22 protein-coding genes, 1 tRNA gene and 1 pseudogene are annotated in these 20,058 nt (G+C 67.8%); 18 read left to right on the forward strand and 6 right to left on the reverse strand.

Translation table 11 applies throughout. The features are described 5' to 3' along the window. Positions 1 to 13 precede the first annotated feature (13 nt). From WOA58_RS04050 to WOA58_RS04095, 10 genes and pseudogenes are all read left to right on the forward strand, one after another. Positions 14 to 1,090 carry a substrate-binding domain-containing protein gene (locus tag WOA58_RS04050; RefSeq protein ID WP_340602878.1) on the forward strand — a complete coding sequence of 359 codons (1,077 nt, stop codon included), beginning with the start codon at positions 14 to 16 and terminating at the stop codon, positions 1,088 to 1,090. A gap of 15 nt (positions 1,091 to 1,105) precedes the next feature. Next, positions 1,106 to 2,119, forward strand: a complete 1,014-nt coding sequence (gene pstC / locus WOA58_RS04055) for a phosphate ABC transporter permease subunit PstC (protein WP_340602879.1) — start codon at positions 1,106 to 1,108, stop codon at positions 2,117 to 2,119. A 108-nt stretch (positions 2,120 to 2,227) separates the two neighbouring features. Then, positions 2,228 to 3,127: a phosphate ABC transporter permease PstA gene (pstA, locus tag WOA58_RS04060; protein ID WP_340602880.1), complete on the forward strand. Its 900-nt coding sequence runs from the start codon at positions 2,228 to 2,230 to the stop codon at positions 3,125 to 3,127. A gap of 1 nt (position 3,128) precedes the next feature. Then, the gene (pstB, locus tag WOA58_RS04065; protein ID WP_340602881.1) at positions 3,129 to 3,953 is read left to right on the forward strand and encodes a phosphate ABC transporter ATP-binding protein PstB; all 825 of its coding nucleotides are present in this window, start codon (positions 3,129 to 3,131) and stop codon (positions 3,951 to 3,953) included. Continuing rightward, positions 3,954 to 4,622: a phosphate signaling complex protein PhoU gene (gene phoU / locus WOA58_RS04070; RefSeq protein ID WP_340602882.1), complete on the forward strand. Its 669-nt coding sequence runs from the start codon at positions 3,954 to 3,956 to the stop codon at positions 4,620 to 4,622. A gap of 3 nt (positions 4,623 to 4,625) precedes the next feature. Then, positions 4,626 to 4,984: pseudogene (locus tag WOA58_RS04075) on the forward strand (FAD-binding domain-containing protein); the annotation flags it as partial. 35 nt (positions 4,985 to 5,019) lie between these two features. Next, positions 5,020 to 5,958 (forward strand): UbiA family prenyltransferase, encoded by a 939-nt coding sequence (locus WOA58_RS04080; RefSeq protein WP_340602883.1) that lies wholly within the window; start codon positions 5,020 to 5,022, stop codon positions 5,956 to 5,958. An 85-nt stretch (positions 5,959 to 6,043) separates the two neighbouring features. Then, a complete protein-coding gene (locus tag WOA58_RS04085; protein ID WP_340602884.1) occupies positions 6,044 to 7,738 on the forward strand; it encodes a histidine kinase N-terminal 7TM domain-containing protein in 1,695 nt (564 codons plus the stop codon). A 70-nt stretch (positions 7,739 to 7,808) separates the two neighbouring features. Beyond that, positions 7,809 to 8,420 (forward strand): superoxide dismutase, encoded by a 612-nt coding sequence (gene sod, locus WOA58_RS04090; RefSeq protein ID WP_340602885.1) that lies wholly within the window; start codon positions 7,809 to 7,811, stop codon positions 8,418 to 8,420. A gap of 68 nt (positions 8,421 to 8,488) precedes the next feature. Then, a complete protein-coding gene (locus WOA58_RS04095) occupies positions 8,489 to 8,773 on the forward strand; it encodes a DUF5827 family protein (RefSeq protein WP_340602886.1) in 285 nt (94 codons plus the stop codon). Here WOA58_RS04095 and WOA58_RS04100 read toward each other — a convergent pair. Both WOA58_RS04100 and WOA58_RS04105 read right to left on the reverse strand, forming a co-directional pair. Then, positions 8,770 to 9,345 carry an MBL fold metallo-hydrolase gene (locus tag WOA58_RS04100; protein WP_340602887.1) on the reverse strand — a complete coding sequence of 192 codons (576 nt, stop codon included), beginning with the start codon at positions 9,343 to 9,345 and terminating at the stop codon, positions 8,770 to 8,772. The genes WOA58_RS04095 and WOA58_RS04100 overlap by 4 nt on opposite strands. Positions 9,346 to 9,351: 6 nt before the next feature. Then, entirely contained in the window at positions 9,352 to 11,049 is a 1,698-nt protein-coding gene (locus WOA58_RS04105; RefSeq protein WP_340602888.1) for a sensor histidine kinase, read from the reverse strand. Between the two features lie 93 nt (positions 11,050 to 11,142). Between WOA58_RS04105 and thyX the strand changes: the two genes are divergently transcribed. Together thyX and WOA58_RS04115 are read left to right on the forward strand one after the other, a co-directional pair. Next, the gene (gene thyX / locus WOA58_RS04110) at positions 11,143 to 11,886 is read left to right on the forward strand and encodes an FAD-dependent thymidylate synthase (protein ID WP_340602889.1); all 744 of its coding nucleotides are present in this window, start codon (positions 11,143 to 11,145) and stop codon (positions 11,884 to 11,886) included. After that, complete coding sequence (locus WOA58_RS04115; protein ID WP_340602890.1) at positions 11,883 to 13,091, forward strand: CaiB/BaiF CoA transferase family protein; 1,209 nt, start codon at positions 11,883 to 11,885, stop codon at positions 13,089 to 13,091. The genes thyX and WOA58_RS04115 overlap by 4 nt, the downstream gene beginning before the upstream one ends. Position 13,092: 1 nt before the next feature. Here WOA58_RS04115 and WOA58_RS04120 read toward each other — a convergent pair whose 3' ends face one another. Further along, entirely contained in the window at positions 13,093 to 13,830 is a 738-nt protein-coding gene (locus WOA58_RS04120; RefSeq protein ID WP_340602891.1) for an SDR family oxidoreductase, read from the reverse strand. A gap of 92 nt (positions 13,831 to 13,922) precedes the next feature. Between WOA58_RS04120 and WOA58_RS19060 the strand changes: the two genes are divergently transcribed. From WOA58_RS19060 to thiM, 5 genes are all read left to right on the forward strand, one after another. Further along, complete coding sequence (locus WOA58_RS19060; protein WP_390220408.1) at positions 13,923 to 14,351, forward strand: helix-turn-helix transcriptional regulator; 429 nt, start codon at positions 13,923 to 13,925, stop codon at positions 14,349 to 14,351. An 83-nt stretch (positions 14,352 to 14,434) separates the two neighbouring features. Continuing rightward, positions 14,435 to 14,509 (forward strand) — tRNA-Glu (locus tag WOA58_RS04130). A gap of 144 nt (positions 14,510 to 14,653) precedes the next feature. Beyond that, positions 14,654 to 15,988, forward strand: a complete 1,335-nt coding sequence (locus tag WOA58_RS04135) for a 2-hydroxycarboxylate transporter family protein (RefSeq protein WP_340602892.1) — start codon at positions 14,654 to 14,656, stop codon at positions 15,986 to 15,988. A 92-nt stretch (positions 15,989 to 16,080) separates the two neighbouring features. Further along, positions 16,081 to 16,731: a thiamine phosphate synthase gene (gene thiE, locus WOA58_RS04140; RefSeq protein WP_340602893.1), complete on the forward strand. Its 651-nt coding sequence runs from the start codon at positions 16,081 to 16,083 to the stop codon at positions 16,729 to 16,731. Further along, the gene (thiM, locus tag WOA58_RS04145) at positions 16,728 to 17,591 is read left to right on the forward strand and encodes a hydroxyethylthiazole kinase (RefSeq protein WP_340602894.1); all 864 of its coding nucleotides are present in this window, start codon (positions 16,728 to 16,730) and stop codon (positions 17,589 to 17,591) included. The genes thiE and thiM overlap by 4 nt, the downstream gene beginning before the upstream one ends. A gap of 12 nt (positions 17,592 to 17,603) precedes the next feature. On the opposite strand, the gene WOA58_RS04150 is transcribed toward thiM, so the two are convergent. Together WOA58_RS04150 and WOA58_RS04155 are read right to left on the reverse strand one after the other, a co-directional pair. Next, positions 17,604 to 18,227: a hypothetical protein gene (locus tag WOA58_RS04150; protein ID WP_340602895.1), complete on the reverse strand. Its 624-nt coding sequence runs from the start codon at positions 18,225 to 18,227 to the stop codon at positions 17,604 to 17,606. A 54-nt stretch (positions 18,228 to 18,281) separates the two neighbouring features. Then, the gene (locus tag WOA58_RS04155) at positions 18,282 to 18,422 is read right to left on the reverse strand and encodes a DUF7563 family protein (RefSeq protein ID WP_340602896.1); all 141 of its coding nucleotides are present in this window, start codon (positions 18,420 to 18,422) and stop codon (positions 18,282 to 18,284) included. Between the two features lie 135 nt (positions 18,423 to 18,557). On the opposite strand from WOA58_RS04155, the gene WOA58_RS04160 reads away from it, so the two are divergent. Then, positions 18,558 to 18,944 carry a DoxX family protein gene (locus WOA58_RS04160; RefSeq protein WP_340602897.1) on the forward strand — a complete coding sequence of 129 codons (387 nt, stop codon included), beginning with the start codon at positions 18,558 to 18,560 and terminating at the stop codon, positions 18,942 to 18,944. Here WOA58_RS04160 and WOA58_RS04165 read toward each other — a convergent pair. Then, the gene (locus WOA58_RS04165) at positions 18,941 to 20,005 is read right to left on the reverse strand and encodes a Gfo/Idh/MocA family protein (protein ID WP_340602898.1); all 1,065 of its coding nucleotides are present in this window, start codon (positions 20,003 to 20,005) and stop codon (positions 18,941 to 18,943) included. The genes WOA58_RS04160 and WOA58_RS04165 overlap by 4 nt on opposite strands. Between the last annotated feature and the right edge of the window lie 53 nt (positions 20,006 to 20,058).

The raw sequence follows: 20,058 nt of genomic DNA on the forward strand, positions 1-20,058 counted from the left end.
AACGGTGGTGATGATGGCAACTGATCCATCGGCTACGGGGACGACGAGGCGGAAGTTCTTGACTGCCGTGGGCGCGTCCGGGGCGATCGGACTGGCCGGGTGTACCGATTTCCTCGAGGACCAGGCGGGGTCGGAGGCGGCGATCGAGACGGTCGCCGTCGAGAGCGACGAGGACGGGGAGTTCTACCACCCGACCGAGGAGAACATCGAGAGCGGCGTCTACTCGCCGCTGACCAGGCCGCTGTTCATCTTCGTCAACCACGCGACCCTCGAGGAGAACCCGGACCTGATCGGCTCGTACGTCCAGTTCTACTTCGAGAACCAGCACGAGTTCGCCCGCGATACGGGCTACTACGCGACCGACGACGAGACCCGCGATCAGAACATGGAGGAGTTCCAGGCCGTACTCGACGACCTCGGTGTCGAGGTCGACCCCGACGACATCGACGGCGGGACGATCGACTGTTCGGGCTCGAACACGGTCGCGCCGATCACCTCGGCAGCGGGCGAGGACTTCGAGAACGAACACGAGGGCGTGAGCGTCGCGGTCAACCCCGAGGGGACCGGTGCGGGCTTTCAGGATTTCGCGACCGGTGGCTCGGACATCCAGAGCGCGAGCCGGGAGATCCTCGACGAGGAGGCCGAGGTCGCCGAGGAGAACGGCGTCGAGTACTCCCACTACGAGATCGGCTGGGACGGGCTGGCAGTCGTCAAACACGCCGACAACGACTGGATGGACGAGATCACCCTCGACGACCTCCACGCGGTCTGGCGGTACGAGTCCGAGATCACGGCCTGGAGCGACATCGACGACGAGTATCCCGACGAGGAGATCGACCTCTGGGGACGGGACGACGACTCGGGGACGTTCGACTACTTCACCCGCGAGATCAACGGCGAGATCGGCTCCATCCGGACCGACTACAGCGCCCACACCGACACCGGATCGATCATGGAGGGGGTCGCCGAGAGCCAGTACGCCTTCGGCTGGGGCGGGGTCGGCTACTTCACCGAGCTCGGCGGCGAGCCCGGCGAGGGCGGCGCCGAGGTCGAGGATGGCAACGACGGGGACGACGAGGACGACGAATAACGGGGGACGAGTTAGATGAGTACGGACACAGGCCAACCGTCGGGGATCACGGAGGACATCGCTTCGGGCGATCAGCGACGCGACCGCATGATCCGTCGGATCCTCCTTGGGGCGACGAGCATCACCGTGTTGACGACGATCGCGATCTTCGCCGTGCTCTTCGACAACACGTGGGGCTTCTTCTTCGACGCGACGTTTTCCGAGTGGGTCAGTACCTCGATTCTCAACCTCGGGATGGACGGACTGACCCAGCGAGTCACGTTTACCGAGTTCTTTACCGACTCCCAGTGGCGTCCCTCCCACGCAGACGACCCGCGGTTCGGCATTCCGACGCTGATCTCCGCGACGATCCTGATCACGGTCGGGGCGGCGTTCGTCTCGATTCCCATCGGGACCGCGGCGGCGCTGTACCTCTCGGAGTACGCGGGCACGCGAACCCGCAAGTACCTCAAACCCACTCTCGAAGTTCTCGCGGGCGTTCCGACGATCGTCTACGGCTTCTTCGCCGTCTCGTTCGTCACGCCGGTGCTGTTGCGACCCGTTCTCGAGGTCTTCGGGCTCTCGGTCGGGCGCAACAACGCGCTCGCGGGGATGGTCGTCGTCGGGATCATGACGATCCCGATGGTCGCCTCGATCTCCGAGGACGCGATGAACTCCGTTCCCGACGAACTCAGAAACGGCGCGTACGCGCTCGGGGCCTCGAAGTACAAGGTCTCGGCGAGCGTCGTACTACCGGCGTCGATCTCCGGCGTGTTCGCCTCCTATATCCTCGCGGTCTCGCGGGCGATCGGCGAGACGATGGCCGTGACGCTGGCAGCCGGCGCGACCCCGAACCTCACCGCGAACCCGCTGGCGGAGGTCCAGACGATGACCGCCTACATGGTGACCAGCGCCCGCTCGACCGCGCTGGTCGGCTCGGTCACCTATCAGAGCCTCTTCGCCGTCGGACTGGTGTTGTTCCTGATGACGCTCGCGGCGAACCTCGTCAACGACTACATCAAACGGCGGTATCGCGAGGTGTACCAATGATCCCGGTTACGACATCGCCGGCCATCCGAACCGCATGGAGGCGGTTCGCATGAGTTCAGTCACAATGCAGTTGCTCCCTACTCATACTCGCCACCGGGGGTGGCTCGCATGAGCACGGACACCGGCTCGGATCTGCTTTCGGACATCGACCTGACGTGGGTCAAGCGCAAGGAGCTGCTGTTTCACGCCACGCTCGTGTCGGCCGCGCTGTTCGGCGTGGTGATGCTCGCGCTGTTGATCCTCGACGTCCTGCTCGAAACGGCGGTCGGGGTCGTCGTCATCGGCATCGACGTCGGGACGTTCGTCAGTAGCGGCGCCTCGCGCAACTGGGAGAACGCCGGCTTCCTGCCCGCGATCATCGGCTCGATCTGGCTCGTTCTCTTCACGTTGGTCTTCTCGTTTTTCCTCGGCGTCGCCACCGCGACCTATCTGGAGGAGTACGCACCGAGAAGCCGGATCACCCGCCTCATCGAGGCGAACCTGACGAACCTCGCCGGCGTCCCGTCGGTCGTCTATGGACTACTTGCGCTCGGCGTCTTCGTCAACGGGCTCCGACTGGGCGAGATCCTCATCGCCGGCGCGCTCGCGCTCGCGTTGCTGGTCGTCCCGATCGTGATCGTCGCGAGCCAGGAGGCGCTGCGGGCGGTGCCCGACGGCGTTCGCCACGGCTCGCTCGCGACCGGCGCGACCCGCTGGCAGACGATCCGGGGCGTCGTGCTCCCGGCCGCACTTCCCGGGATCGTCACCGGAACGATCCTCGCGCTCGCACGCGCGATCGGGGAGACCGCGCCGCTGATCATGGTCGGAGCGGTGCTCGAAGCGCGCCAGTCGCCCGGCCCGACGGATCTGTTCGGGTCGATGCCGACGATGATCTACTACTGGTCGTTCCGGCCGATCACCGAGTTCCACCACCTGGCCGCGCTCGGCATCCTGATCCTGCTGTTGATCCTCGTCGGGATGTACGGCCTCGCGTTCTTCGTGCGCAACCGCTACGAAACGGGTGTTTGAAATGGCAACAAAGGAAAACGAACCACTCATATCGACCGAGGTATCGAGCAGCGAAACCGAACGATCCGCCCGGCCCGACGAGACGGTCCTCGCGGCACGAGACCTCGACGTCTACTACGGCGACGAACCGGCCCTTCAGGACGTCTCGATCGAGGTTCCCGAACACAAGGTGACGGCGATCATCGGCCCGTCGGGCTGTGGGAAGTCGACGTTCCTGCGCTCGATCAACCGGATGAACGACCTCATCGACGTCTGTCGTGTCGAAGGTGAGTTGGTCTTTCGCGGCAAGGACGTCTACGACGAGGACGTCGACCCCGTCGCGCTGCGCCGGACGGTCGGGATGGTGTTCCAGAAGCCCAATCCGTTCCCGAAGAGCATCAGGGACAACGTCAGCTACGGGCTCGAAGTGCAGGGCCAGTCGGCGACCGACGAGGACGTCGAGCAGGCGCTGCGCGGGGCGGCGCTGTGGGACGAGGTGGAGGGGAAGCTCGATTCGTCCGGGCTCGACCTCTCGGGGGGCCAACAACAGCGTCTCTGTATCGCCCGGGCGATCGCACCGGACCCCGAGGTACTGCTGATGGACGAGCCGACGAGCGCGCTCGACCCCGTCGCCGCCTCGAAGATCGAGGACCTGATCGACGAGCTGGCACGCGACTATACGGTCGTGATCGTCACCCACAACATGCAACAGGCGGCGAGAATCAGCGACAAGACCGCCGTGTTCCTTACCGGCGGAAAGCTCGTCGAGTTCGACGATACCACGAAGATCTTCGAGAACCCGGAGCACCGGGAGGTCGAGGACTACATCACGGGGAAGTTCGGATAGATGGCCCGAAACGAGTATCAGAACCGGCTCGAGGGGCTCCGGGAGGACGTCCTCCACATGGGCGAGACGGTGCGCGAGCGCCTCGGGATCGCGTTGCGCGCCCTCGAGGAGCGAAACGAGGCGCTCGGCCGGGAGGTCATCGAGCGCGACTACGAGATAAACGAGACGTACCTCGAGCTCGAACGCGAGTGTACGGACCTGATCGCGCTCCAGCAGCCCGTCGCCGGCGACCTGCGCTTCATCGCCGCCTCCTTCAAGATCATCACCGACCTCGAACGCGTCGCCGACCTCGCGACCAACCTCGGCGAGTACGCGGGGCGCGCCGAACGCGAGATCTACCCTGACGTCGACGTCGGCCACATCGGCGAGCGGGTCGACGAGGCCCTGGGCGAGGCGATGGCTGCCTACGCCGAGGAGGACGTCGAGGCCTGCTACGCGATCGCCGAGCGCGACGAAGAGATCGACGACCTCTGTGAGCGCGCGAGCGAGCTGGTCATCCGGGACCTGATCGAGACCGACATGGACGGGGCCGAGACGGAACGACTCTTCGGGGAGGTCTCGCGCCTGCTGCTCACCGTCCGGGACCTCGAGCGCGTCGGGGACCATGCCGTCAACATCGCCGCCCGCACCCTCTACATGGTCGAGAGCGACGACGAACTGATCTACTGAGGGGGCTACACCCGATTCCGCGAGCAGCCGGTGGATCACGACACCGCGAACGCCACCGGCGGCTGGCAATAGGCCGCGAACACCGGCACCGACGCCCAGCCTACTTCGGGGTGGTAAACCCGACGACCCAGGGCGAGCGCCACGGTCCCGACGCCGAGTCCATCCACGAGTACGTCCCCTCGCTCCGCGGGGTCGACCCCGAGACGATCCACTCCTGGGACGAGTCGGAGCCGATCGCCGACCATGCCGAACGCCGCGAGGCGGCCATCGAGACGTTCGAGCGCACACGGCGAGGACTGAACCGACCGGAACCGGTCGAAAACGGTCGGCAACAACGTATTTTTCCGATGACTTGTCACTAGAAACATCTGTTTGCGTCCGCAATCGTTCCAGTGCAATGGTACGATTCTCGATCGCGAACGGACGCGAACTCGAAACGATCCGGCGGTGGTTCGGCCACCTCCGTGAAACACGCCCCGGACGGCTCACGGCGAGCGCATATGCGATCTGCGTCCACTGCTCGCTGTTGCTGGCCGCGGTGGGCGCGAGCAAGGTCGCGGTCGTCTCGCTCCTGCTGTCGATCCCGGTGAACGTGGCCGCGGCGGTGGCGTTCCTGGTGACGCTCGCGGTCTACAACCACAACAAGCTGACCGACCTCGCGGAGGACGGGGTCAACGACCCCGACCGCGCCGCCTTCTTCGGCTCACGAAAGCGGCTCTTCGGCCTGCTCTCGGCCGGCGCCTACCTCGCGGCGCTCTGTCTGTCCGCCCTCGGCGGCCCGGTGGCGTTCGCGCTGGCGCTGTTCCCGGGGGCCCTCGGCGTGCTCTACAGCAGCCGCTGGCTGCCCGGGTCGGGGGCCGACCGGCTGAAGGACGTGCTGGTCGTCGGGACGGGCGCGGTCGCCCTCGCGTGGGCCGTCCCCCTCGCGCTCCTGCCGCTCGCGTTCGAGGGGCGTTCGTTCGGCGCGGGCGCGGCCGTCGTCCTCGGCTTCTTCTTCCTGCGGACGGTCGTCGGCGTCGAACTGTTCAACGTCCGCGACGTCGCGGGCGACCGACGGGAGGGCGTCGGCACCCTGCCGGTCGCCCTCGGTGTTCGCCCGACGCAGGCCGCCCTCGGGGCGGTGAACGCCTGCTCGTTCGCGCTGCTCGGCGGTGCGGTCCTCCTCGACGTGCTCGCGACGGCGGCGCTCGCCGTCGCGCCGGCGATGCTGTTCTCCTCCGTGCTCGTGGCGCGTCTCGGCCGGGACCGGTCGATCGACCGGCTCTGCCTCGCGAGCTACCTCGAATCACCCCTCATGGCCGTCTGTCTCGCCGCCGCAGTGGCTTTCGGAGCTTGATTTAACTTCCACTAGTAGAAAACATATAAGAGGAGCCGGGCTGTGGCGGGAGTATAGCGGGTCGGCCGTTTCGGACGATGGTCAGATGGTTCAGCTAACGCCGACGTTCGTGCTGATCGTGGGTGCGGTGCTCGCCGCGGGGAGCGTCGCGGCCCTGGCGTGGCGCCAACGGCCCGAACCCGGTGCGGTCAGCCTCGCGGCCCTCATGCTCGCGGCGGCTTGGTGGTCCGCGACGCATCTCGGCACCCTCCTCTCGGGGACGCTGGCCGGGACGCTGTTCTGGGCGCGACTACAGTGGTTCGGAAGCGTGGCGCTGCCGGTGTTGTGGATCGTCTTCGCGCTCGAGTACACCGGCCGCGACCAGTACGTCAGGGCCCCGATCGTCGCGGGGCTGTCGGTCCTCCCGGCGCTCACGATCGCGCTGCTGTGGACGAACGGCTCGCATGGCCTCGTCCGCGAGACGGCGACGCTCGTCGAGCACAACGGCTATCTGGTCCTCGAGTCGGTCTGGGGGCCGTGGTTCTTCCTCGCCGTGGGCTACGCGTATCTCCTCGCGGCCGTCGGGTCGCTGCTGTTCGCCCAGCTCGCGGTCGGCTCCTCGTTCCTGTATCGTAGCCAGGCCGCGGCCCTCCTCGTCGGCGCCGCGCTGCCGTGGCTCTCGCATCTCGTCTATCTCAGCGGGCTGACCCCCTGGGCCGGCCTCGACCTGATGGCGGCCTCCTTCTCCGGCTCGGGGGCCGTGTTGCTGTTCGCGCTCTCGCGGGGCAAGCTGCTCGAGGCCAACCCGTCCGCGAGCCGCCTCGCGAGCGAGTTCGTCGTCGGGGGGATCGACGACGGGGTCGTCGTCGTCGACTCCCGCGGGTTCGTGGTGGACCTGAACCCCGCGGCACGGGGGATGCTCGACGCAGGCACGACCGACGTCGTCGGGAGGCCGGCGAGCGACGTCGTGCCGGGCTACGACCCCGGGGACCCCCCGGCGGGAAGCGACTCCGAGGTGACGATCGAGGACGAAGAGACCACCCGGTACGTCGACGTCCGGGTCTCGATCTTGAAGGACTACCACGACCGGGTCGTTGGCCGGGCGGTCGTCCTCCGGGACGTGACCGAACGCCGTCGCCACCGCCAGCGCCTCTCGGTGCTTCACCGCATCCTCCGGCACAACCTCCGGAACGAGATGACGGTCGTTCGGGGCCACGCCGTGGGGATCGCGGACGACCATCGGGACCACGCGAGCGCGATCGAGGAGAGCGCGACGCGGGTCATGGACCTCAGCGACAAGGCCGCCCAGATCGAACGGATGGCCGAAGGGAGCGACGAGGACCCGCCGGCGATCAGCCTCGATAGCACGATCGCGAACACGGTCGAGTCGCTCCGGTCCGAGTACCCCCGGACGACGTTCGTCGTCGGGGAGCTCCCGGCCGTCGCGTGTGGCTCGCCGGCGGGGACGGCGATACACAACCTCGTCGAGAACGCCGCCGAGCACAACACCGACGACGAACCGACGGTCACCGTCGAGGCGGCCGTGGAGGGCGAGGCGGTTCGGATCTCGGTCACGGACAACGGGCCGGGGATCCCGCCCGTCGAACGGGAGGTCCTCGAAGCGGGCGGCGAGACCCCCCTCCGACACGGCAGCGGGATCGGCCTCTGGCTGGTCAGCTGGACCGTCGAGCTGCTCGGCGGGACGATCGAGTTCGCGGAGAACGACCCCACCGGCAGCGTCGTCACGCTCCGCCTTCCGGTGCTCGGTCGCGACGGTGCCGACCCCGGGACGCGGGAGTGATGTACGATAACGTGGGGCTTCTAAAGCTTTAACAGCGCGGCCGGAGATGATAGGGACGGAGGAGATCACTATGCCAGAGAAATCAAACGCCGAACTTCCGCCGCTTCCGTACGACTACGACGCGCTCGAACCGTCCCTCTCCGAGCAGGTCGTCACGTGGCATCACGACACGCACCACCAGGGCTACGTAAACGGCCTCAACAGCGCCGAGGAGACGCTCGCGGAGAACCGCGAGTCCGGTGATTACAGCGGTACCGGCACCGCGCTGGGCAACGTCACCCACAACGGCAGTGGCCACTATCTCCACACGCTGTTCTGGGAGAACATGAGCCCCGAGGGCGGCGACGAGCCCTCCGGCGAGCTCGCCGACCGAATCGAGGAGGACTTCGGCTCCTACGAGGGCTGGAAGGGCGAGTTCGAGAAGGCCGCCACGACGGCCAGCGGCTGGGCGCTGCTGGTCTACGACCCGGTTGCGAAGCAGCTCCGCAACCTGGCGGTCGACAAGCACGACCAGGGCGCGCTCTGGGGCGCCCATCCCGTGCTGGCGCTCGACGTCTGGGAACACTCCTACTACTACGACTACGGCCCGGACCGGGGCAGCTTCATCGACGCGTTCTTCGACGTCGTCGACTGGGAGAACCCTGAGGAGGAGTACCAGAAGTGCCTCGAGCAGTTCGAGTAAGTCGGTAGATCCCGCCGTTTTTTCGCGCACACCGTGGGCTTTAGTGGCGTCTCCGTCCAACCCCGAGTATGCCAAAGCCCAAAGAGGAGTTCGACGAGCTGTACCCTTGTGACTTCTACACCCCCGAGGAGCTGTTCGAGGAGGGCGAGATGTACACCGTCTACGAGATCGGCCGCCTGCTTCAGGGGATCGACCCCGAGGCGGAGCTCGAACCCGACACCGAAGCCGTCCTGCTCGACTGGGCGATCCCGTGGGTGGTGAACAACGGCGACGACCTCGTGGTCGGCAACCCCGTCTCCGAGGACCAACCGGGATACTACGGGCTGAAGCGCGAGGAGGACCTGGAGGACTAGAACCGCGCGGCCTGCCCGGCCAGCTCGATATGCGAGTAGGCGTCGTCCTCGACGCTCGGACCGTGGCCGGTGTGGAGCTGTGCGAGGTCCGCGGCGACGACCTCCGCGACGCGGTCGATGCTGTCGATCAGCGCCCCCCGATCACCCTCTTCCAGATCCGTCCGCCCGAAGCTCCCGTTCCGAAAGATCAGGTCGCCCGCGAAGAGTATCCCCGGATCGGCGGCGTAGAAACAGAGGTGGTCGTCCTTGTGGCCCGGGGTGTGCAGCGCCCGGTACTCGTGATCGCCCAGCGTCAGGGACTCGCCGTCGTCGATCGCGTGGTCGACCTCGGGGTGATCGGGGTCGAACCCTTGGACGTTGACGTCGAACGCCTCGCGGACCCCCGGAAGGTTCTCGACGTGATCCCGGTGGGTATGGGTCAGGACGACGCCGTCGAGCGCCTCGACCCGCTCGCGGATCACGCTCGCGACGTCGAAGTTCGCGCCCGCGTCGACGAGGACGGTTCGTTCGCCCTCGACGAGGAACGCGTTGCTGGTGAAGGCCTGGACGCCCGCCGCGAGGTTCGTGATCATGCCGGCTCATCGCCCGCCGTCGGGATGACCCTTTCCGTCCGTCGTGAACTCGAGGCGTAGTCCGCCGGTATCGCTCCCCTCGAGCGAGAGCTCCCAGCCGTGGCCCTCCGCGATGTTCGTGATGATGACCAGCCCGAAGCCGGTCCCCTCCTCGCTGCTGTAGCCGGGTTCGAGCGCAGTCGCACGCTCCTCGGGGTCGATTCCGGGGCCGTCGTCGCCGATCGCGAACCCCGTCGGCGTGGCCTCGACGGTGACGGTCAGATCGCCCGTCGAACCGTGTTCGACGCTGTCGCCGGGATCCGGTGGATCCCGGCTGCAAGTCGAGCATGGCTCGACACTGTCGTCGGCCTTCGGCCGACTGCTCGTTGGACCGTGTTCAACGCTGTCGTCGGGATCCACCGGATCCCGGCTGCGAGTCGAGCCATGCTCGACGCTGTTCCGAAAGGCGTTCTCGAACAGCTGCGCGAGGCGGCTCCTGTCGGCCTCGACGGTCCGGTCGTCGCCGACGACGAGGGTCGCGCCGTCCGTGTCGACGTTCGTCCACGCCTCCTCGGCGACGGTACCGAGCACCACCGGCTGTCTCCGGCCGACCATCTTCCCCTCCCGGGCGAGCACCAACAGCCCGTCGATGATCTCGCGCATCCGCCGGTGGCTCTCGCGTACCTGTTCGAGATGCTCGAGATCGCCGGTCTCCTGTGCGAGCGAGGCCGACCCCTCGGCGACCGTCAGCGGGTTGCGCAGGTCGTGGGAGACGACGCCGATGAACTCCTCGAGGCGGGCGTTCTTCCCCGCGAGCGCGCTCTCGCGGGCGATGCGATCGAGCGCGGCCGTCGTGGTCTCGACGAGCAGCTCGGTGAAGTAGACGTCCGCGTCGTCGAACGCGTCCCGGCTATCGGAGGCGACGATGAGCACGCCGTGCTCGCCGAGCGGGTAGATCATCTCGCTGCGGAGATGCGTCTCGGGGTTGTGTGCTTCTTCCTCCTCCTGAACCCCTTCGAAGACCCGCCCCTCCCCGGAATCGAGGACCTGCCAGGCGAGACAGTCGCCGCGCTCCAGGGTCGGGACCGTCCCCAGCGACTCCTCGACGACCTCGGTGTAGGCGACGGGTTCGAGCCGCTCGCCGGCGTCGTCGGCGAGGTGAACGCCGGTGTGGGCGAGCCCCAGAACGCGGTTCGCCGCCGAGACCGCGACGGTCGCGGCCTCCTCCCTCCCCTCGGCGGCCATCAGCTCGCGGGTCGCCCCGAGCAACCCCTCGAGCGTCCACCTCGTCCGGTCGTCCTCGGCGTCGCGCCCATCCCCCGGACCGTCGACGGCCGTCCCGCCGTCGACACCCCCGTCCTCGACGGGGCGTCGCGGCGCCCGTTCCCGGTCACTCGCCGGCGTCGGTTCCCCCTCCGCGGCGGCCTCGATCTGCGCGCGGAGCTCCTCGGGTCGGTCGATCGTCGCCGTCGGCAGGACCCGCGCGCCGGCCAGCCGCCCCTCCGAGGCCGCCGCCGCGTCGTCGGTCAGGACGAGCGTCGGGAGCCGACTCCCGTCGCCGAGCGCGTCGGGCCGCCATCCGAGAGAGACCACGCAGTCGAACGCCGTGCCCACCGTCTCCTCCGGGGCCAGGGTGGAGAGCGCCACCCCCTCGCCGAGCTCCCGATCGATCGCCTCACCCACGCCGGGATCGCCGATGAACGCCAGCCGTACGGGTGGGGCCATTGTAGTATTGATCAATCAGTAGTCACATATCCTTTACGACCGTCCGACGGTCGATCGGTGGGTGTTATGTAGCCGGCGGCGCCCCCACCGTGTATGGACGTCACGCTGCTCGAAGCCACGGAGGACCCCGAACGGGTCATCTGTACGGCCGCGCGGAACGACTACATGAGCGGGTTCGTCGGCGACCAGTCCTTCGAGGAGGTCATGGCGAGCATCGACGGCGAGGGGATCGAGGAGAAACAGGAGACCCTGATCGGCCACCTCCTCTCGCACGGCCACTTCGGCCCGTTCGAACACCCCCAGCTGACGATCGCCGTCAAGGGGATCTCTCGGGCGTGTATGGCTCAGCTCACCAGGCATCGCCACGTCTCCTTCGACGTGCAGTCGATGCGCTACGTCGCCTTCGACGACGTCGATCCCGCCGAGGTACGAAACGGCGAGATGGTCGTCGTCCCGCCCTCCGCGAGCGACCCGAACTGGATCGGGCGCAACCAGAAGAGCGGCGCGGTCGACGAGGAGACGGTGAGGGAACGCGAGCGGGTGTTCACCGAGTCCGTCTCCCGGTCCGTCGAGGAGTACCAGGAGCTTCTCGAGTTGGGGATGGCCCCCGAGGACGCCCGGTTCGTCCTGCCGATCGGCACCGAGGTCAACCTCGTGATGTCGATGAACGCCCGGATGTTGATGCACGTCGCCGACATGCGCGCCGCCGCCGACAGCCAGTGGGAGATCCGCGAGCTGACCGAGGAGGTCCTGGACATCGCCGCCGACTGGTGTCCGATCACCTTCGCGTACTACGACGAGCACATGAAGGGCCGGAAGAACCGCCTCGCGCCATGACCGGCGAGGCGCGCGACGCGACGGGCGAGGGGCCGCTGTCGGGGCTCACGGTCGTGGACTGTTCGCAGGTGCTCGTGGGCCCGTTCTGTACGATGCAGCTCGGGGACCTCGGCGCGGAGGTCATCAAGGTCGAACGCCCCGGCGTGGGCGATCAGACCCGCGGTTGGCATCCGCCCCGATTCAGCGAGGAGGGCCCGAGCGCCTACTTCGCGAGCGTCAACCGGAACAAGCGCTCGGCCACGCTGGATCTGGGGAGCGAGGAGGGACAGGCGGTCCTGCGGACGCTCGCGGCCGACGCGGACGTCCTCGTCGAGAACTTCCGGGTCGGAACCATGGAGACGTGGGGCTTGGGGTACGAAGACCTCCAGGAAGTGAACCCCGAGCTGATCTACTGCTCGCTGTCGGGCTACGGCGAGTGGGGGCCGGATAGCGAGAAGCCGGCCTACGACCTGATGATCCAGGCCGAGGGCGGGATGATGAGCATCACCGGCGAGGACGGGGGCGATCCCGTTCGGGTGGGCGTCGCCATCGCCGACATCGGCGCGGGGATGTACGCCACCCAGTCGATCCTCGCGGCGCTGCTGGCCCGCGAGCTGCGCGACGCGGGCGGCCAGAAGATCGACGTGAGCCTGCTCGACGCCCAGGCGGCCTGGATGTCCTACATGGCGACGAACTACTTCGCAGGCGGCGAGGTCCCCGGGAAGATGGGCAGCGCCCACCCCACCATCGTCCCCTACCAGGCGTTCGGGACCCGCGACGGCCACGTCGTGGTCGCGGCGGCCTCCGAAAAGCTCTGGCGGGCGATCGGCCGCGAGGGGCTCGTCGAGGACGAGCGCTTCGTGACGAACGCCGACCGGGTCGAGAACCGCGAGGAGCTGGTCCCGATCCTCGAAGCCGAACTCGGGGAGTACACCACCGAGGAGGCGGTCTCCCTGCTGACCGACTACGACGTGCCCGCACGCGCGGTCAACGACATGGCCGACGTCTTCGGCCATCCGCAGATCGAGGCCCGCGGTATGCGTCGGGAAGTCGAAGCCCCGTCGGGGGCGATCGAGATGCCCGGCAGCCCGATGTTCCTCTCGGAAACGCCGACCTCGATCCGCCGCCATCCACCCGAACTCGGCGAGCACACTGCAGAGGTGCTTCGGGAGGCCGGCTATACCGAGGGAGAGATCGACGCCTTCCGCGAGGCCGACGCGATCTGATTCAGAAGCCGCTGAACTTGTCGCGCCGGTAGAGGTCGAGTTCCGTGACCGTCGAGTTCCGCTGGCCCGCGGCGAAGACGACCGCGTCGGCGATCTCCTCGGGCTCGGTGACCTCGCCCTCGCCGAAGCGCTCCTCGAAGGACTCGCCGGAGGCGCTTCCGAACTCCGTGCGGACCTCGCTGGGGTTGATCACCGAGACGGCGACGCTCTCGCCGACGCTCGCCTGGACGCTGTGGGCGAACCCGCGGGTCCACCACTTGGTCGCTGCATAGACGGGGTTCGACGGCCGGGGGAAATGCCCCGCGAAGCTACCGATGAAGAGCAGGTTCCCCTCCGACTCCTTCAGATGGGGCAGCGCCGCCCGCGTCGCGAAGAACATCCCGTCGACGTTGGTGTCCTGCATGAGCCGGTAGTCCTCCGTCGAGAGCGACTCGACGTCGCCGCCCCGTCCCAGCCCCGCGTTGTTCAACAGGACGTCGAGCCCGCCGAAGCGCTCGACCGTCTCCTCGACCATCGCGTCGACCGCCTCCTCGTCACGGACGTCCGTCGGAACGGTCAACGTCTCGACGCCGTGCTCCGATTCGAGATCGTCGGCGATCTCCTCGAGGCGCTCCTCGCGGCGCGCGGCGAGCGCGATGTCGACCCCCTCGCGTGCGAGCGCGTGCGCCGACGTGGTCCCGATGCCCGAGCTCGCGCCGGTGATCAGCGCGGTCCGTCCGTCAAACGATAGGGTCTCCATATCCCACGGTCGCCGCCACACCTGTTGACTGTTCGGTTGTGACGAATATCGGTCATAAACTATTTCGTATTGGAAATCTAATATATCATCGAATGAACTGGATACTCGAACCCGTTGAGGGGGCCTCGCCGGCCGACGCGCTTCAGACGACGTCGGTCGGCGGCTGGATCGTCGCGCTCGGCCTCGGCGTCCTCCTCGCCGGCAGCGGCGCGGTCGCGTGGCAGCGCCGGACCGAGGAAACGACCTCGCCACCGTCGCCGGACCACGACGTACCCGACGAACCGATGGCCCTGACCGACGAGGAGCGCGTGCTCCGGCTGCTCGACTCGAACGGCGGGCGGATGCGCCAGACCGCCATCGTCGAGACGACCGGGTGGTCGAAGTCCAAGACGAGCATGCTGCTCTCGGAGATGGAGTCGGAGGGATCGATCAGCAAACTGCGGGTCGGCCGGGAGAACCTCATCAGCCGGCCCGGTTCCGAGCCGGAGGCGATGCGCTCGCCCCTCGAGACCGGGACGTGATCGAACGATAGCGCCCACCACACCCGCGGGAAAACGCAACTGTTAAACGATTCTCGCGGCTACCGGAGAATGCGAACGGACGCGCTCCGTTGGTGTAGTCCGGCCAATCATATTGCCCTCTCACGGCAATGACCAGGGTTCGAATCCCTGACGGAGCACTCCCTTCCTGCGGTCGTTTTCACGAGCGTTACGACGATTCGTCCGATGATGTCCCGTTCCGCGTCGAATTAAACCAACGTACGTGATAATTATTCTTTAGCGCAATCGTTTTACATCGATCGGGCGACTTCCGATCCAGGCCGATGAACGAAACAAGCGGGGAGGCTGACGGGGACGGAGGGGGACTGGCGAGGGCCGAGATCGCCTACGGGATACCGCTGTATCTCTATCTGCCGCTTCTGGCGGTGGTGCTCGCGGCGGTCTACACGGGCGACCTGCCCGACGACATGGTCGGAGCGACCGCGTTCCTGCTGGTCGTCGCGGGGATCACGGTCTTCGTCGGCGACCGACTTCCGATCTGGCGGACCTGGTTCGGCGGCGGGCTGGTGCTCTGTCTCGTGTTGGGGTTGGTTATCAACTACTACGCGCTGATCCCGGCCGACGCCTACGCGTCGATCGACACGTTCCTCACCGAGGGCTCGAACATGCTCGACTGGTTCATCGCGGCGCTGATCGCGGGCAGCATCCTCTCGATGCCCCGGTCGTATCTGGTGCGGGCGCTGCCGATCTACGCACCCTCCGTCCTCGGGGGGCTCGGCTTCGCCGCCGTCTTCGCGTACGCGGCGGGGACGCTGTTGGGCTACGGCGGGATCCAGTCGCTGTTGATCGTCCTGATCCCCGTCTTCGGCGGCGGGATGGGCGCGGGCGGGATCCCGCTGAGCGAGATCTACGCGAGCGGGACGGGCACCGGCTTCGACCAGATGTTCTCGATCATCGCCCCCGCGATCATCCTGGGCAACATGGTCGGCATCCTCTTCGCCGCGATCGCCCACCGGATCGGGACGCTCCGGCCCTCGCTGAGCGGCGACGGGATCGTCATGCCCGAGGGCAAGTGGAAGCCCGCCGACGGCATCGAGACGCCCGACGTCGACCTCACGGAGGACACGATCGTGATGGGCTGGACGATCGCCGTGGGGCTGTTGGTGCTCGGCTACCTCCTCGAGAACCTGATCCCGATCCACCCCTTCGCGATCATGATCCTGCTCGCGATCGGCATCAAGGTCGCGGGCGTCTTCCCCGAGCGCCTCGAGGAGGGTGCGGGCCACTTCTACGACTTCATGATCGCGGGCTTCGTCGGCCCATTGTTGCTCGCGATCGGGATGTCGCTGATCGACATCGACGTACTCGTCGAGACGCTCGATCCGACGTACTTCGCGATCGTCATCCTCACCGTACTGGGCGGGGCCCTCGGTGCTGCGACCGTCGGCTACCTCTTCGGGATGTACCCCATCGAGGCCTCGCTCTGTGGCGGGCTCTGTATGGTGAACATGGGCGGCTCGGGCGACGTCGCGACCCTCGCCGCGGCCGAGCGCATGGAGCTGATGGCCTTCGCCCAGATGTCCTCGCGGATCGGCGGCGCGATGATGCTCCTGGTCGGCCAGACGGCGGTCTCGCTCTGGGGCGCGTTCCTGGTGTAATCGCCCCCGAAACGCGACCGTCCACCTTCTCCTCGCACCCGATCCGACGACGAACCGGCCGGTATTTGGTCCATTAGCCGCTGGTATGGCTCGTGAATCGATCCTATCGAACGTATCTCGTCACCCAGGAGGACCTCTCTGTCGACCGTTCGACCCGCGAGGTCGTCGAGCGGGCGATCGAGGGTGGCATCGACGCGGTACAGCTGCGCGAGAAACACGCGACGGCCCGCCGGCGCTACGAACTGGGCCGCGAGCTGCGCGAGCTCACCGAACGGGCAGGCGTCGACCTGATCGTCAACGACCGCGTCGACGTCGCGCGGGCGGTCGACGCCGACGGCGTCCACCTCGGCGACGACGACCTCCCGATCGGGGTCGCGCGCGGGATCCTCGGCGAGGGAGCCGTGATCGGGCGCTCGGTCTCGACCGTCGACGCCGCCCGGGAGGCGGAAGCCAACGGCGCGGACTACCTCGGCGTCGGGGCGGTCTTCCACACGTCCTCGAAGGACGACGTCGCCGACGACGAACTCGCCATCGGCGTCGAGCGCGTCCGGGAGATCCGCGGGGCGGTCGGGATCCCGCTGGTCGCGATCGGCGGAATCACCCCCGAGAACGCCGCGTCGGCGGTCGCGGCCGGCGCCGAGGGCGTCGCGGTCATCTCCGCGATCACCGGCGCGGACGACCCCGCGGCGGCGACCCGCGAGCTGCGGGCGGCCGTCGAGGACGGCCTGGAGGGGGAGGAATGACGGCCGACGAACCCGGTTCCGAACCCGACCCCGGCCCCGACGTCGACCTCCGGGCGATGCAGGCATCGATCGAGGGAACCGAGCCGCTGGTCAACGCCGTGACCAACGCGGTCACGACCAACGACGTCGCGAACACGGTCCTGCACTGGGGCGGCCTGCCGGTCATGTCGGACGACGTTCGGGAGGTCGCCGACATGGTCGCGACCGCCCAGGCCTGCCTGCTGAACATGGGTGACGTGAGCGAGGACGGCGAGGAGACCATGCTGACGGCGGGTCGGGCGGCCAACGACGCGGGAATCCCGGTCGTACTCGATCCCGTCGGCGTCGGCGCGACCCCGACGCGCACCGACGTCGCAAAGCGGCTGGCCGCGGAGCTCGACGTCGCCGTCGTCAAGGGTAACTACGGCGAGATCAGCGCGCTGACCGGCGAGGGGGCCACCGTCCGGGGCGTCGAGTCCGTCGGCGAGTACGACGGGATCGGACGGACGGCGATCGCCTGTGCCCGCGAGACCGGCGCGGCCGTCGTCGCCTCGGGCGAGGTCGACGTGGTCGCCGACGCCGAGTCGGCCTACGAGGTCCGCGCCGGCGACCCGATGCTGGGGCGGATCGTCGGCACCGGCTGTATGCTGGGCGCGGCGCTCTCGGTCGTCGCCCCGAGCCTCGACGACCCTCTTTCGGCCGCGCTCGCGGGGACCTGTGCGTTCGGGCTCGTGGCCGAACGGGCCGCCAACGGGGAGTACGGCGAGTACGCGGGCCCCGCGAGCTACAAGACGGCCTTCCTCGATGCGATGGCCGGCTTCGACGAGACGGGCGGCGAGGACGCCGACTCCCGGATCCGCCGGGTCGCGCGAGCGGAGTAAGGGGACACCCGGTCACGACCCGCCGTCGACGAGGTCGGTTCCGCCGATCTCGACCCCGTCGCCCGCCTCGGTGTCGTCCTCATCGGTTTCGTCGGCCTCGTCTTCTTCGCCCGCGTCCCCATCAGCCCCGCCTTCGTCGACCGCGCCGTCGTCGTTCGTATCGGGCTCGTCGCCCTCGGCGTCCTCGTCCTCGGTTTCCTCAGCGTCGTCGTCCGAACCCTCCTCGGCGTCCGCGTCGTCATCGTTCCCGCCGAACAGCGGTTCGTCGTCCTCCTCGACCTCGTCGTTCTCGTCGCCGTCCTCATCCTCACCGCTATCGGGTTCGCCGTCACCGTCGATCCCTCCGTCGTCGCTACCTGGACCCTCATCGTTCCCGTCGTCGTCGCCGTTCGCCTCGCCTTCGTCCTCGTCGACCGTGTCGGCGCCGGTGGCGTCGTCAGCGTCGCCGGCTCCCTCCCCTTCCGGTTCGGCGGGCTCGGAGAGGGACGGAAAGCCGTGGAGCACGCCGCCGGCGCCGATGATCACGCCCGACACGACGAGCATCATGGCCCCGAACGTGAGGAACGTCCACGCGTCCGGCGGCTCGGGACCCCTCTCGCTGCGCGGCTTGGGCGGTCCACGAAGGCTATCCGACATTCGTCCCGACTCTTCTCGGCTACGCTACTTGTACGTGACGAGAGTCGACGGCCGCTATCGGCGGGCCGGCTCGCCGTTGATGATCGCCGTCATGTCGGTACAGGACGGACAGCCGTACACTTCACCGTCGTTTCCGGCGAACACCCGTTGGAACCGCCCCGTCACGTGTTCGCCGCATGAAGCACAGGTTGGCATGTGCATTCCCCGCTTCCCCGTACTACCGATCCCGTTATCAACTTATCCTCTAAGACTATTGTCAAGTATGGCGCCGCGATCGCCTTCCGATACCCGGCCCCTTTTGATGTCCGGCCGTCTATCCCCAGCGGAACCATGACTGACGACACCCCGTCGCTGCTCGGACGGCTGCTGTTCGGCGGCAGCCTCGCAGCGCTCGCGTACAACAACTTCCAGGAGATAGAAGGAATGATCGGCTACGCCGAATCGAAGGCCGTCCCCCGGGCCGACCAGCTGGTCCCCTTCGCGAGCGGCATGCTCGCGTTCGGCAGTCTCGCGGTCGTCTTCTGGCGGGTCCCACGACTCGCCGCGGGCGCGATCGCCGGCTTCCTCGTCGGCGTCACCCCGCTGATGCACGACTTCTGGAACATGGAGGGCGAACAGCGCGCCACCGAGCAGACCAACTTCCTGCAGAACCTCGCGCTGCTGGGCGCGGCGCTGGCCTTCCTTGGCCAGGCCGACGAGGATAGCGACGACGCCTAATCGAGCCGCACCGACGTCCCTTCTTCGGCAGACCGATAGATCCCGTCGATGACCCGCTGGACCGTCAGCGCCTGCTCGACCGTGTTCAGTTCGGGCGTCTCGCCGCTCGCGACGCTCTCGAGGAACAGCTCGTCGCTCGCGGCCCAGCCCGTCTCGGGCAGGCTGCCCTCCAGCTCCGAGCGGACGTAGTGATCGGTGCCCTGGTGGCCCGTCTCGAGCAGCTCGAGCTCCTCCTCGCCGAGGCTGAGGCGCGCGCCCGCGTCGGTCCCCCGGACGAGGAACTCGTTGGTCGGCTCCTGGGAGGCCGCCCACGCGATCTCGAGCGAGATCGTCTGGCCGGTCTCACACCGGATCAGCGCGGTCACCGAGTCCTCGACGTCGAACTCGCCCTCGCCGGTCCCCCAGTCGTCGGGGTCGGCGTAGTCCTCGCGGCCCGCGAAGTTCGACCGCGAGATCCCCATGACCTCCTCGACGGCCGGGAAGTCGAGGATGTACAGCGCGAAGTCGATCGCGTGGACCCCGATGTCGACGAGCGCGCCGCCGCCGGCCAGTTCCTCGGAGGTGAACCACGTGCCGAGCCCCGGGACGCCCCGCCAGCGGACGTAGTTGCCCTGGATGTGCGTGACGTCGCCGAACTTGTCGTCCTCCTGATACCCCTTCACCATCTCGACGGCCGCAGAGAGGCGGTTGTGGAAGTTCACCGCACAGAACCCCTTGGAGTCGCGGGCGGCCTCGGCGATCCGTTCCGCGCTCTCTAAGGTGTGGGCCAGCGGTTTCTCACAGAGCACGTCGAGGTCGCGTTCGAGCGCGGCGACCACGGCGGGCTCGTGGAACTTGTTGGGCACCGAGACGGCGACCGCGTCGAGCTCCTCCGCCGCGTACATCTCCTCGAACTCCCCGTAGGTCGCGGCCCCGAAGCGCGAGGCGAATTCCTCGCGCACCTCCTCGTCGAGGTCGGTCCCCGCGACGACCTCGTGGCCGAACTCCTCGGCGTTCTCCGCGTGGACCTGTCCCATGAAGCCGAGCCCGACGACCGCGAGGCGAACCGGTTGCTCCGTCATGATAGGGACTCACTCGGATTCGGATAAATAGCTGCCCATATCGAACCCGTCCA

Source organism: Halalkalicoccus tibetensis (assembly GCF_037996645.1).
Taxonomy (GTDB): domain Archaea; phylum Halobacteriota; class Halobacteria; order Halobacteriales; family Halalkalicoccaceae; genus Halalkalicoccus; species Halalkalicoccus tibetensis.